Origin of the sequence: Algiphilus sp., from assembly GCF_023145115.1 — a bacterium.
In the GTDB taxonomy this organism is placed as follows: Bacteria; Pseudomonadota; Gammaproteobacteria; order Nevskiales; family Nevskiaceae; genus Algiphilus.
Genome location: NZ_JAGLEJ010000002.1, coordinates 37276 through 51229, shown reverse-complemented (window position 1 = coordinate 51229; position 13954 = coordinate 37276). Strand labels below are relative to the sequence as shown.

The 13954-nt window shown below is 67.7% G+C and carries 8 protein-coding genes; 3 read left to right on the top strand and 5 right to left on the bottom strand.

The window, feature by feature from the left end; genetic code table 11:
* The first annotated feature begins 78 nt into the window (after positions 1-78).
* Both KAH28_RS00895 and KAH28_RS00890 read left to right on the top strand, forming a co-directional pair.
* Positions 79-1665 carry a glycosyltransferase gene (locus KAH28_RS00895; protein WP_290573916.1) on the top strand — a complete coding sequence of 529 codons (1587 nt, stop codon included), beginning with the start codon at positions 79-81 and terminating at the stop codon, positions 1663-1665.
* Positions 1656-2705: a glycosyltransferase family 4 protein gene (locus tag KAH28_RS00890; RefSeq protein ID WP_290573915.1), complete on the top strand. Its 1050-nt coding sequence runs from the start codon at positions 1656-1658 to the stop codon at positions 2703-2705. The genes KAH28_RS00895 and KAH28_RS00890 overlap by 10 nt, the downstream gene beginning before the upstream one ends.
* Before the next feature lie 13 nt (positions 2706-2718).
* Here the strand turns inward: KAH28_RS00890 and KAH28_RS00885 are convergent, their stop codons facing one another.
* The 3 genes from KAH28_RS00885 to KAH28_RS00875 all read right to left on the bottom strand — a co-directional run bounded on the left by KAH28_RS00885 (position 2719) and on the right by KAH28_RS00875 (position 6237).
* Complete coding sequence (locus KAH28_RS00885; RefSeq protein WP_290573914.1) at positions 2719-3444, bottom strand: sulfotransferase; 726 nt, start codon at positions 3442-3444, stop codon at positions 2719-2721.
* Positions 3445-3452: 8 nt separating this feature from the next.
* The gene (locus KAH28_RS00880) at positions 3453-4460 is read right to left on the bottom strand and encodes a peptidylprolyl isomerase (RefSeq protein WP_290573913.1); all 1008 of its coding nucleotides are present in this window, start codon (positions 4458-4460) and stop codon (positions 3453-3455) included.
* A gap of 151 nt (positions 4461-4611) precedes the next feature.
* Positions 4612-6237, bottom strand: a complete 1626-nt coding sequence (locus KAH28_RS00875) for a hypothetical protein (RefSeq protein WP_290573912.1) — start codon at positions 6235-6237, stop codon at positions 4612-4614.
* 859 nt (positions 6238-7096) lie between these two features.
* Here KAH28_RS00875 and KAH28_RS00870 point away from each other — a divergent pair.
* A complete protein-coding gene (locus tag KAH28_RS00870; RefSeq protein WP_290573911.1) occupies positions 7097-11656 on the top strand; it encodes a glycosyltransferase in 4560 nt (1519 codons plus the stop codon).
* Between the two features lie 8 nt (positions 11657-11664).
* Here the strand turns inward: KAH28_RS00870 and KAH28_RS00865 are convergent, their stop codons facing one another.
* Complete coding sequence (locus KAH28_RS00865) at positions 11665-12780, bottom strand: hypothetical protein (RefSeq protein ID WP_290573910.1); 1116 nt, start codon at positions 12778-12780, stop codon at positions 11665-11667.
* A 51-nt stretch (positions 12781-12831) separates the two neighbouring features.
* A complete protein-coding gene (locus tag KAH28_RS00860) occupies positions 12832-13911 on the bottom strand; it encodes an MraY family glycosyltransferase (RefSeq protein ID WP_290573909.1) in 1080 nt (359 codons plus the stop codon).
* Between the last annotated feature and the right edge of the window lie 43 nt (positions 13912-13954).

The window sequence follows — 13954 nt, the reverse complement described above, 5'->3', positions numbered from 1 at the left end:
AACGGCATCGCGTGTCGGCGGCCGGACGCGCGCCTGGCGCAGAGTGTACGTGGCCGTCCCGGAGGCACCGCGGACAGCGTGCGACAATCGCCGCTCCCGAACCCGCCGAGCCCGCCCACGCCCATGCGCTTCATGCCGCCCTCCGCGTTGCGCCAGCAGCTTGCGCGCCTGCGACGCCGGGGCCTGACACGCGCGGGAAGCGCCAGGGCCGCGGTCATCGCGTCCGGGCTCTGGGACGAAGCATGGTTTGTCCGGCAGTATCGCGACGAACTGGCCGGTCGGGACCCGCTGGACTGGTTCCTGCGCGACGCGGCCGCACGCGCGCTGCAGCCCAACGCGCTCTTCGATACCGCCTACTACCTGCACGCCCACCCCGAGGCCCGTCGCACCAATCCACTGCTGCACTACCTGCGGCGAGGCGCGCGCGCCGGATACCGGCCCAACGCGCTTTTCGACCCGGACTGGTACGTCGAACGCCATCCCGACGCAGCCGTCACCGGGCGGGACCCGCTCTGGCACTACCTCACCATCGGCGAAGCCGAGGGACGGCAACCCCACCCCCTCTTCGATACACGCTGGTACCAGCGCCAGTACCCGTCGGCCATCGCGGACGGCGGATCCGCGCTCGGGCACTACCTGCGCGAGGGTGAGGCGGGCGGATTCCGTCCCAACCCGTCATTCGACCCGGTGGCCTGCCGCGCCGGAATGACCGATCCGCCGCCCTTCGGGGGCGCGCTGCTCGCGCAGGCCCGCATGCCGGATACGCCGCACGCGGATGATGCGCCGCGGATCGATCCGCATCCTGCCCTGGACTGGTATATCGAGGACAACCAGGAACGCGTGCGGAGCGTGCTCGATGACAGCACACCCACGCCGCCACCTCGCCAACCGCGCGATGATCAGCTGGCCGTGCTCATCGTGACGCGCGATCGCCCCGAGTTCATCGAGCCGCTGCTCGACAGCCTGATCCGGGCGCGTTCCACCCTGGCCGGAGGCGGCATCGATCTGCGCATCGTGGTCGGCGATACCGGCTCCAGCGATCCGGCGGTGCTGGCCGCATACGACCGGCTGGGCGACGCGATCGATCTGGTGCGGGATCTCGAGTACCACTTCTCGCGATGCAACAACGCGCTGCTCGAACGCGTCCCCGAGGCCGCCGAAGTGCTCTTCCTCAACAACGACATCGCCCTGCGCGACCCGGCAGCGACGCTGTCGGCGATGCGAGCGCATCTGCGCGCGCACCCCGGCACCGGTGCCCTGGGCGCGGTGCTGCGCTTTCCCGACGGCTCGGTGCAGCACGAGGGCATCGAGGTGATCGCCGACGGCCCCCTGCGCGGCTTCGTGCGCCATGCGCGTGCCGGGCGCCGCGTCGGTCTGCGCAGCGGTCAGGCGCGCACATTCTGCGCCGCCACCGGCGCCGCCCTGATGATGCGACGCGACGCGCTCGACGCCACCGGCGGCTTCGACGCGAGCTACCGCAGCGAATGCCAGGACGTCGACCTGTGCCTGCGGGCCGCACGCGCCGGCTTCGCCACCGAGGTCCTGAACGCCGGGCACGTCGTGCACCACGAGAACGGCACGCGGCCTCGCGGCGATGCGGACTGGCGCGACCGCCGCCAGCTCATGCGCCGGTGGTCGAGATGGATCGAGACGCAGTGGCTGTGACCCCGCGCGTTCTCTTCCTCGCGGTGCGGATGGGGCCGGGATTCGGCGTCAGCGTGGTGGTGCATGAAGTGGCGCGACGGCTGATCGCGCGCGGGATTCCCGCCATGGTGGGCTGCGTGCGCGCCGAGGGCACCTTCGCGGATGTACCGGTGCGACGGGTGAGGCCGGACGCGGCAGCGGTGCAGCGCATCGCCCGCCGTTTCGGCGCCACGCACGTGGTCGCGCACACCTCGCCCTACTTCGAGCTGCTGCCGGAACTGCAGGGCCTGCAGACATGGGTGTGGGAGCACGGCGACCCGGACCCGGCGTTCTTCCCCGCCCCCGCCGACCGCGCCGCGCGCGAAGCGCAGAAGGCCCACAAGCGATCCGCGGTCTATCCCGCCGTCGACGGGATCATCGCCATCTCGCGCTTCATCCGCGCCGAGATCGGCAGGCCCGATGCCCACGTCATCCCCAACGGCTGGGAGCATGTGCTCGCGGACCAGGCGACCGCACCGGATGCGCCCGTCAGCCGGACCGGCACCAGCACGCTCAAGCTCGGCGGCCTCATGCGGCTGGGGCCGGGTGAAGGCCTGTACAAGGGCGCCGAGGCCTATGTGGCACTGGCGCGCCGCATGCGCGAGAGTGGGCTCGATGCCGAGCTCGGCCTCCTCGGACGCGGCCGGGCGCGCGACGCCCGCCCCTTCGAGGCGGAGGGCATCCGCGTCATCCGCAACGCCAGTGACGCCGAGCGCGCCCGCTTCCTCGCCGGCCTCGATGTCTTCGTCTCGATGTCACTCTGGGAGGGCTGCAATCTGCCACTGCTCGAAGCCCAGGCGCTGGGGACTCCGGCGCTGGCACTCGATACAGGCGCGCATCCCGAGACCTGTGCCCACCTGTGCGCCTCGCCGGCGGACATGCTGCGGCTGGTGCGCATCTGGCAGCGCGACCGCGCCCGGCTGGCGGAGGCGGGAGCGCTCGCCCGACGCTTCGTACGGGGCGGACTGGGCTGGGAGTCGACCGCGGGACGCTTTCGCGCGCTCCTGACGCGCAGCACCTGAAGCCGATCCCCGACTATTCGGGATGGTCAGCAGCGTCCATTTCCAGCCAGTGCTCGAAGGATTCGCCCAGCAGGGCCTCCAGCGCCGCGATCCGTGGACGATACAGTGCCACCAGGGCTGCGCGCAGGTCCCCGGGAAGCGCGTGGCGCGGTCCGGAGAAAACGCGATCGTCGCTGCCTTCGAGCATCGCCGGATCCGGCGCCGCGATACCGATGTGCGCGCAGCAGCGACGCAGCACGGCGTGCGGATCACGCGCGACCTCCTCGTGGCGCAACAGAAGCAGCTGTTCGGGCGGAAACGCCGCACGCCAGTTGGCAATGCATGCCGCGTAATCACCGCGCGCCAGCGATCCACTCGAACGAAAGTGGTCCAGGAACCATGCCGCGCTGGCTTCCTCGTAGCGCATCTCCGCGCGCCCCAGCGCCATCAGGGCCGACGACCAGGCGCGCTCCACCGGATTGCGCATGAGGAAGATCAACCGCACGTCCGGAGCCAGCGAATGCAGACGCGCTATAGAGGCCGGTGGTAGAAATCCGTACGCTGGCGTGATCTCGCCTTCCGCCCGCTCCGGATCGGCAAAGCGCGCCATATAGCTGTCATGGCTGCCCTCGGGATTGACACGATCCCAGTAATGCCCTTCCTTGCCGATCGGGAAGCCCACCTCCGGATGCCGGCGCAAGCGCTCGTACAGCCAGGTGGTCCCGGCCTTCTGGGCGCCGATGCCGAGGAAGCGCAGCATGCCCGCTCCTACCGGGCCAGGTCTTCGCCCTCATCCGGCGAAACCGGCTCGCCGGGAGCCACCGAACTCGACGCGGCCTTCCCTCCAGCGCTCTCATCCCGCTCCGGTGCGCCGTACCGCTCGCGCATGCGCTCCAGCGCGGCTGATAGCTCCGGCTCGGCCACGGCGGTTTCCGAACTCGGTACCTTGTCCTTCAGCCAGGCGGATACCTTCTCGTGTCGGAACTCGTTCCGCAGTCGCTGGACGATGCGCCCCCGGACCTCCTCGAAAGGCGGCACCGCATTCGGATAGCGCTTGTCCAGCTTGATGATGTGCAGACCGAAACGGCTTTCCACGATCCCGCTGATGTCGCCCGCCTCCTTCAACGCGAAGGCGGCTTCCTCGAATCCGGGGGCCATGTCACCCCGCTTGAAGGTACCCAGCTCGCCGCGCGCGTAACGCGAGCCGTCCTGTGAATGCTCGGTGGCTAGTGCGCCGAACTCCGCGCCATTGCGGAGCTGCTCGAGCACCGACTCTGCCTCCTCGCGCACCCGCTTCTTATCGTCGTCGCTGGGCGCCTGCCAGAAGATGTGCGAGGCGGCGATGCGCTCGGGGGGACGGAACTCCTCCGAATTCGCTTCGTAGTACTCCCGGGCTCGCGCCTCGAAGTCCGGCTGCTCGAGTTCGGCGAGATACATCTCGGGCACCGCGTTGGCGATGATCATCTCCCGATTCCGGGCGATGCGCTGCTGCAACGTCGGATCGTCGAGATAACCGCGCTCGGATGCGATGTCCTCCATCCGGCGCCGATAGAAGACGCTGGTAATCGCGCTCTGCAGCGCCTTGGCCGAACCCAGTGCCTTGGCACGCTCCTGATCGCTCATGAGCGCCAGCTCGGTCTCGAGATCGTCTGCGGTCACGGCCACTCCCGACCCACTGGCCAGCGGATCGGCACCGCCTGAAGGTGCCTCGGTTTCGGGCGAACAGGCGGCGAGGAGCACGGAAAGCAGCACGGGGAAAAAGCGGCGATCGATCATCGCGGCACAACTCCATTCGGGGATTCAGACGCGCAGGATTCTAAGGCATCCATGCGCGCACAAAAAAAGCCACCGCCCCGAAGGGCGGTGGCCGATACAGCTTCGATGATGCGGAGCGGCGGCGAGCCGCCGCGCCCGGTCAGAGCATCGATTACGGCTGACGCGTGTAGGCGTGCTCGGTGGCCTGACCGAAGTTCAGGGCCGGGTTGCCGAAGTCGCGCTTCTTGAAGATGAAGCCGGTGACCGGGTAGAACACCTCGGAACCGCCGACGCCGTCAAGGAAGGTCGTCTGCAGCCAGCCGTTCGGGTCACCCGAAGCGAGCTGCGCCGTGTCGATGGCCAGCGCGATCTGCGAGTCGAGCGCGGACGGGGTGTTGGCGGCGTCCTCGGCGATCTTCAGAACGTTGACCTCGAACGGGATGTTCTCGATGGTGATCTCGGGCGGCGGGGCCGGCGAAATGACCGGGCCGTCGACCGTCACCTGAACACCGCCTTCCTCACGATCGTAGATATCGTAGCGGACGACGATCGGGGCATTGCCCTCGTTGCCGTCCTGGAAGACGTTCGGGAAGCCCTCGTCCGGGCAGTCAGCACTGGCCAGCGAGGTCGGGCCACCAGCGCCCCAGCCGCTCCAGACGGCACCGGCAGTGCCGTTCGGCACGCCGGCAGCACTGCCGTCGTTGCGCCAAACGTTGCAGGCAGCCTGGATGTTGCCGGCGTCCTCGTCAGCGTCGAAGCGCTTGGTCGGGAAGGTGATGGTCCAGTCCGAAGAAGCACCGGTGCTCGGGTTGCTGGTCCACTCGTTCTTGACCTGGCTCGATGCGATGCCCTGACCGATGGCCGGAAGCGCGTCGGTGGTCCAGAGACCGTCCGACGAAGCCAGCGCCGGCTCGAGGAACCACGGGAACTCCTGCGCGGTGACCAGGTTCTGGCCCAGACCCCAGCCAGCGATGTGCAGCGAGTCGGCCGCAGCGGCAATGCCGTTGCCGGAGTTGACGTAGCTGACGTTCACCTTGATGGGCGTCTCGGAAACGATCTCACCATAGCCGACGGTGCTCTCGTTGGCGCCGGCACCGTCAACCGAACCCAGGCGGGCCAGCGGGCTGCCGGAGCCGGTCTGCACCGCACCGGCGTCCTGACCCGGGATGGTGTCACCAATACCGGTGCCCCAGTCGGCGCCACGGTTGGCAAAGTCGGCCACGACGCGGGCGCAGTCGCGCGGCTCGCCGTTCTCGTGCTCGGCGTAGTACGCGGTGTTGCCGCGCGCGCTGCCGGCCGGCTCGACGATGTCCTCGGACTCGCCCATCGTGAGGACTTCGATGTAGCCCTCGTGCATGCGGGTGTTGTCGCCGTTGCTGCCGCTGAAGTCGACGAACTCGCCCGAGTAGGCGATGTTGCTGGCCGACGCACCGGTGGCACGGATGTCCGGGATCGTGCAGGAACGGTCCTCGGTGACCAGGCGCGGGGCGTTGCCCGGACCCTCGGTCACGAAGGCCGACCACACGTCGTACGGGCTGAGCGCGATGTTGAAGTCGAGCACGTCGCGCGAGTTACGAGCCTCGTGCAGACGGAACTTGACGACGATCGAGTTATCGGTGGTGTTGGTCAGGTTGACCAGCGTGGCCCAACCGTTGTTGATGGTGTAGTACGGCACGACGACCGCACTGCCCTGACCGTTGTTGGATACCGTCTGTGCCGCAACCGGCTGGATGGCGAATGCCGCCGCAGCCGCTGCAGACAGCCCGAGTACCCGGGTCATGCTTGCAAGCGTTTTCATCCCAAAATCTCCTTGTACAAGAGAACAACTTTCTGAAGCCGGGTTCGTCCCAACGTGCTGACGACTGTTTGCTTGCACTCAGGTGATTCCCCCGAACTCGTGATCAACCTCCAGCGCACGCGCAACCCCGCGCTGAGGTTCGGCGAAGCATGCCGAAGTAGATGCGGTTGAGCAAGCCCCAATATCGGGGACATGCGACCAAGTTCACGTTTTCGACCGGCGGCCGAAGTTGCTTTGCAACTCGGTGACTTGGAATCAACCGCACTCCCCGTCACCGTAACACGGTGAAGCGCAGCCGGATCATCGGAGCCGTCCACCCGACAACCGGCGTGCCTCGGCAGAAGCGCCCTCCACCGCCCCCTCGCTCGGGCTCGCGCGCATGCGCGCTCCTTCCCCGCGCCACAACACCCTCCCGGCCGCGTCCGACCGGCCTGACAGGATTCCTCGCAATCACAAGGTCTTACGCGCTGTCGCACTCGCACCGGAACGCGGGCCCGCCCGTTGTGAATCGGGCGATCGCGTCTGTGCCGCGGCCCGACCCCGCGACACGGGGAGAACCGCCGTGCCGCCAGACACCCACCGTACCGTGCTGCATGCGTGCGCGAGCAACTGCGCAGCATCCGGCTGCCGCCTTGCCCGCGGAGAGTCCCGCAGACCGCGCGGACCGGAGCATGCCAGCCGTGGCGCACACCGGCGGCAAGATCCGCTTGCAGGCACTGCATTGCTATCGTACGCAACCGCTTTCGCTAAGCGTGTGCCGCATAGCTGCGCACCGTGGGCGAGCTGTCGCAACGGCGAAACGCGACGCAATGGCATCGGGCGTCATGCCGCGTTGCCTGATCCAGCCATAATTCCACTGATGGACAGCGAGACCACAGACCCCATGCAGCGGCACCCCACGGCGGCATCCGGCGCCGAGCGCGGCACCGCGTTGCTCGTGCTCGGGATGCACCGGAGCGGAACCTCCGCCCTGACCCGCGCGATGAGCCTTCTCGGCGCGGCGTTGCCGGACAACCTCATGGCTGCGCGTCCGGCGAACGAGGCAGGATTCTGGGAGTCCGTCGATATCCAGCGTCTGAACGACCGCGTCCTAGATGCATTCGGATCGCACTGGGACGATTGGCGACCACTGGATACGACTCGGCTGGACCCGGAAATACGCGAAAGTCTGCTCAATGAAGCCGTGGCGCTGCTACAGCGCGACTTCACGAACACCGCGCTCTTCGTTCTCAAGGACCCGCGCATCTGTCGCATGGTGCCGTTCTGGCAAGAGGTCATCGAACGCTTCGGTGCCGACGCGCGAGCCATCATCCCGCTGCGCAGCCCCGCCGAGGTAGCAGCGTCGCTGCAGCAGCGCAACGGTTTCGCTCTGCCCAAGGGACACATCCTGTGGCTGCGGCATGTGCTCGATGCCGAGCATGCGACCCGGGGGCGGCCGCGCGTGTTCGTGGCCTATACCGACCTGCTGGACGACTGGCGCAGTGTCACCAGCGCCATCAGTGAGCGCCTGGCGATCCGCTATCCGCGCGCGGAATCGGATGCCGCGGATGCACTGGACGACTTCCTGGTCAGTCGGCTGCGTCATCATGCAGTGGATACTGACGCCTTCTTCACCGACCCCACCGTCTCCCGCTGGGTGCGGGAAGCGACCGAGGCGCTCACCATTCTCTGCCGGCAACCCGAGAATCCGGAATCGGTCGACCGGCTCGATACCCTCCGGACCGAGCTCGATCGCGCCTCCGAGGCGCTGGGGCCGTTGTTCGGCGAAGAGGTCGCGGCGCGGCGGTCCGCGCATGCCAAGGCCACGAGCAAGGAGGAGAAGCATCGCGAAGCGGCCGAGGCCCTGCAGCAACAGCGAGCCACGACCGAGGAACAGGCCAGCGCGCTCCGTGAACGCGACGAGCGCATCCGTGAGCAGGCATCCCGCATCGAGGCGCTGCAGGATGCCCATCGTGAAGCCGTCACCGAGCGCGACCGATTCGAGCAGGGTGTGCGCTGGCACCGGGAGCGGACGAACGAGCTCAAGCGTGGCATTGCGTGGCAGAAGCAGCGCATCGACCGGCTCGAGGCGGAACATCGACAGCAGCGTGACCGGATCGCGACACACGAAGCCGCCCTCACCGCCGAGCGACGGCGCAATCTGGGGGCGCTCTCGCAGCGCCTCGCCACCCTTCGCCGCCTCCATCGCCTGCAGTGGCAGCCGCCCCCCTGGAAGGCAGCGCGGTGGCGGCGGGCCCTGCGCCCCGACGAGACACCCGTCCACATCCCGCGCAGCGTGCCACCGCTGCGTCTGTTCGGCGCCGCCACCGGCCCGCGCGAGCACGCCCGCCTGATGCGCCAGGCCCGCATGCTGCGCGGGACCGGCTTGTTCGATGCCGAGTGGTATCTGCTGCGCTATCCGGACATCGCGCTGGATGGCGCCCACCCGTTGTGGCACTGGCTGGCCGTGGGCTGGCGCGAGGGGCGCGAGCCCAATCCGCTCTTCGATCCGAGCTGGTATCTGGAGCAGTATCCCGACGTCGCGGAGGCCGGGCTCAACCCGCTGTTCCACTACCTGGAGCACGGGCCGGACGAGATGCGCGCGCCCGGACCGCACTTCGATCCGCACTGGTACCTCACCCGCTACCGCGACGTTGCTCGCGCCGGCGTGGATCCGCTGCGTCACTACCTGCACCATGGTCAGGCCGAGAGCCGCTCACCGAGTGCTCGCTTCGACCTGGCCTGGTACCGCAAGCGCTATCCGGAAATCGAGCGCGCCGGCGTACCGGCACTCTGGCACTATCTGCTCGTCGGGCGCGATGAAGGACGACTCGGAACGCGGCCGACCACCGGCACGACTGCGTCCGTGCGCCCCGTGCCGGCGCCGGTGCAGGACAAGATCGACCCCCGTTCCGAACAGGCGCGCGCGCTCATGGTCACTCCCGAGCGCGCGACCGAGGCTCGCACCGCGCTGGAGAAAGCGCCCGTGGGCCGGTTCAGCATCATCATGCCGACGTGGAACCGGCGTGACGTCATCGACAAGGCCATCGATTCGGTGATCGCGCAGTCCTACCCCGACTGGGAGTTGATCATCTGCGACGACGGCAGCACCGACGGCACTGCCGAATACGTGAGGGAACGCTATGCCGACGAGTTCGCGCGCGGGCGACTGCGTTACCTCGCACTGCCGCATGGCGGTGTCTGTGCTGCACGCAATGCCGGATTGCGCGCGGCCGAGGGACCATGGATTGCGTGGCTGGATTCCGACAACACCTGGCACCCGGACTATCTGCTAATGACCGCGGCCGGATACGCGCGACATCCGGAGAGGCGCACCGCGTACGCGTGCGTGCATGTCCATGACGAGGTGGGGGGTCGCGAGTTCATCCGCCATCTACCCTTCGACTGGTCCCGCTTGCTGGCGCGCAACTACATCGATCTCAACGTCTTTTCCCACCACCGCGAAGTCTACGAGGCGCTGGGCGGCTTCGACGAGTCGCTGACGCGACTGGTCGACTGGGACCTCATCCTCCGCTACACCCACCAGCACGAGCCGGTATTCAATCCGTACGCGATGTGTGCGTACTACATCGCTGAGGGCCTTTCCAACATAACGCTGACGCAATCGCTGGCCGACAACGAAGCGGCCATCCGCCGCAAGTTCGCGGACATCACGCCCCCCACCCCCTCGACTGAGTCGGCTCCTACCCCGGCTCCGGCGCCCCCGCCAACGCCCCCACCGGCTTCAACCGATCCCGAGGGGCCGGGCTTCACCGACTACGAGAGCTTCGAGCGCCGCTCACTGTTCCTGCCACCATTGCGCGCACCGTTCTCCGAGGAAGCAAAGCGCGTAATCGGGCACATGCACGCGGTCGAACGCCATCGTCGCGCGCGCGCGGCCTCGCGGAATCTCGACGACCGCGTGTCGGTGATCCTCCACTGCGACGCAGAAGAGATCCAGGCGGCGGGCGAAGCGGCGCGGAGCGTGCTCGCCCAGAGCCACGACAATATCGAGCTCCTGCTCGTCGGCGGAGCCGAGGTCGAAGGCCTGCGCGAGGCCCTGCAGGACGCGCGCGTGCGCACCGTCCCCGTCACCGAACCCGGGATCGCGGCGGCGCGCAACGCCGGAATGGCGAAGGCCGGCGGAGACCATCTGATGTGGCTGGAGCCCCACCACCGGCCGATGCCGCACGCGATCACCATTCTGCTCGATACGCTGCAGGAGGCGCCCGAAGCGCCCTTCGCCTACAGCGCGCAGAGCACCCGATTCGACATCGCGTCCGGGGACACGGAGCCCGACGCCATAACCTTCGCGATGTTCGCGCGCGCAATGCTTGAGAATCGCGACTACATCGACCTGGGCAGCGTTCTCTGCCGACGTGCGGCAGCCGAGTCTTCGGGCGGATTCGACACCGACCTCGACCACCTGTCCGGGCAGGCCTTCCTGCTGGCGATTTCCGCATCCAGTGCCGGCGTCGCGGTGCCGTGCCTGCTGAGCGAGCGCCAGGGCAGGGACCCGGCTGCCGAGGCGGCGTCATCGCTCGACGAGAATGCGGCGCTAAGCGCAACGCTCGCGCGCGAGCCGCTGGCGCACGCGCTGCCGGGACACCGCGTGCCGGGGCTGGAAGCGATGTTCGCGCCGGAGCACCGGCCCGTTCCGCGGATACGGCGTCCGCTCGGGATCGTCATCCCCAGTTTCGAGTGCCCGGAGCACCTGCAGCTCTGCATCGAATCGGTCCGCGCCTTCACCGAAGCGCCATACCGTCTGATCGTGGTCGACAACGCCTCCTCGCAGCCAGTACGCAGCTACCTGTCGCGCATTGCGGATGACCCCGATATCCGCGTCATCCTCAACGAGCGCAACTACGGCTTCACCTATGCCGTCAACCAGGGCATTGAATCGGCCGCAGCCGACAGTGACATCGTACTGCTCAACAACGATGCGGTTGTCTGCCCGGGCTGGGACGGCGCCATGCAGCGCGTCCTGGAAGATGTGCCGGATGCGGGCCTGGTGGTGTCGCGTCAGACGCTGCTCGCCGGCACCAAGACCACCCGTACGCACAGCCCCGCCTGCGACCCGGAACGCGAAATCGAGGTCAACCTCTCCGCCCACCACGACAATGTGCTCCGGCCGCTATCCGGACCCGCGGGCTATATCGAGCTGAGCTTCGCTCCCTTCTTCTGTGTCTACATCCCGAGGGCAACCCTGGACACTCTCGGCCCGCTCGATCACGAGAACGCACCGCACTATCGCTCCGATCGCCTGTACTGCGAAGCGGTCCGCCGCATTGCCGGCAAGCGCATCATCTACACCCCGCATGCCAAGCTCTATCACTTCCTCCAGCAGGCGACGAGCACGTTGCGGAGCAGCGACAGGGATGCCTTTCGATCCATGTTCGTGCGCAATGACTGGCGTGCGGTCGCGCGAGAGACCACCTGAGCCACGGACTACCCCGCGCCCCCCTTTCGACCGGCCATCACCTTGTCCTTGTCCTCGAACATCCTTGGATAGTGCACGTATCGGTTCATTGCCCACCCCGGGAAGTTCGCGAAATCGCCTTGCTGTCGCGCAAGAAAGGCGAAGTAGAGTGCGTTCTGGTCGAGCCACCACAAGCGCTCGCGGGATGAGCGGCTGTAGACGTGGCGGAGGTATGCACAGACGGCCTCCAGATACTGACGCCCCTCGCGAGTTGGCGGAACGTACATGGCATTCGCGACGATCTTGTGCCACGGCAACGCCAATCCCCCCATGAAGCGACAGACCGTCTTCCCCCGAGGCCATTCCACGGACGAGAGCAGGGTCGCGAGATCCGCCAGAACGCACGAGTCGATATCGAAGATGAAGGCCGGCAGTCCCGTTTCCCTGACCACCCTGTCCGCGGCGAAGAATCGCGTCGTCGCGAAGTAGGACTTGTCGCCCCGCCTCTGGGGCTCTGCATCGATCAGGAACTCGACGTCCTCCGCGGCATGCATGTGCATCAGGCGCACACACTCCTCGTCGGGCTCGATGACGTAGTAGTAGGCTCGGAAGTGCGAGCAGTTCCGCCGGAGGCTCGCGATGCCCTGCTCGAAGAATCGCTTGAAGTAGCCCGAATCCGACGAGAACACCACGGCATATCGTGGCGATGACCGGGCACCGCCAACGACGGCTTCCGTTGCTGGCGACCGGAAGGTGCATCCGCGCTCTGCGTAGCGCAGCCAGTCGGGGTTGCGCACCACGCTATTGAGGCCCAGGGACCAGAATCCGTGGTGGTCGGGGTTGTAGGGCGTGGCGTTGGCGAGGCTGAACCATGCCGCCTCGATGTCTCCGTCCTGAAGGTCGGTCGCTGCCCGGAAGTGCGACAGCGCTCCCAGGTTGCCGCACACATCGAGCAAGCGATCGGTTCGGGCGCGATCACCGAGCATGAGCGCAGCCCGCAGAGTGATGTCACCCAGCTTGATGAGCTCGTCCGACGCGGCAATGCGCCCGCTGTGATCTTCCAGGAATGCGCCCCCGGTGGACACGATCTCGGGAAACTGCTTCCGCTTGAACCGCTCCAGGGCCCAGCTGTAATTGATCGACATCGAATGCACGCATACCTGTGGGTGGGCCGGTGCGCCGGACTGATTGCTGCGCTACTCGCCCATCTGCACGGCTTCTTCCCGCGCCTTCGACAGGGACGCGCTCGCCGCGCGGTAGACCGCGACGTAAAGCACTGCGAAGGCTGCACAGTACGCCAGCATGACGGGCGTGGAGTGCGCACCGAACGGAGCGGCCAGCATGAACGGCGCCATCATCGCCAGCGGCATCAGGGCCGGCACGCGCGCCAGCGGCCAGCCCCGGGCGACGGCGAGGTCGCGCAGCAGGTGGTGGAGATGGGCGTCGTCGGGCTCGTAGAACGGGCGGCCCTCGCGGCGGCGCCGGATCATGCTGTAGAAGGTCTCGGTCACCGGGTAGATGAGCACCGCCACCGCGAGCCACGGGGAGATGCCGGAAGCGCCGTTGACCACCAGCACGGCCAGGATCGCGACCACGGCGCCGTTGAGATAGGCGCCGCCGTCGCCCAGGAAGATGCGGCCGTGCGGAAAGTTGAACAGCAGGAAGCCGAGAGTGGCGGCGATGGCGATCTCGCAGAGCGCCGCGAGCGCGACCTGCCCGGAGGCGCCGGCCGCGAGCCCGAGGGCCAGGAAGGCGAGCAGCGAGAATCCGGCGCAGAGCCCGTTCTGGCCGTCGATGAGGTTGCTGGCGTGGGTCATGCCGGCCACCGCGAAGGCGAAGAACAGCACGCTCACCGGGGCGTAGGCGAGCGCCTGATCGACCCACGGGATGGCGACCGAGCTGATGCCCAACCGGGCGTTGGCCAGGCTGAACACGAGCGCCGCCGCGATGCAGACCAGATAGCGGATGGTGGGCCGGACCTTGCCGGTGAGGTCCTCGAGGAAACCGATGCCGAACATCAGCGCCACGCAGGCAGTCATGGCCCAGAACACGTAATTGATGCTGGGATAGAGCCAGGGTGCGGCCAGCACCACCCCGAGCGTCAGCGCCAGGAAGATGGCGAGGCCGCCGATGCGGGGCACCGGTTCCCGGTGCTTCTTGTAGGAACCGGCCACGACCGCATCGCCGGTGACCGCGATGTGCCACCTGCGGGTGAGCACGATGCCGGCGTTGAGCATGACGCTCGTGGCCAGCACCAGTAGGAGAACGGTCAGCATCCGAGGGGGTCCAGGCGCATCGAATCCGGGGTGTTGACGCCAG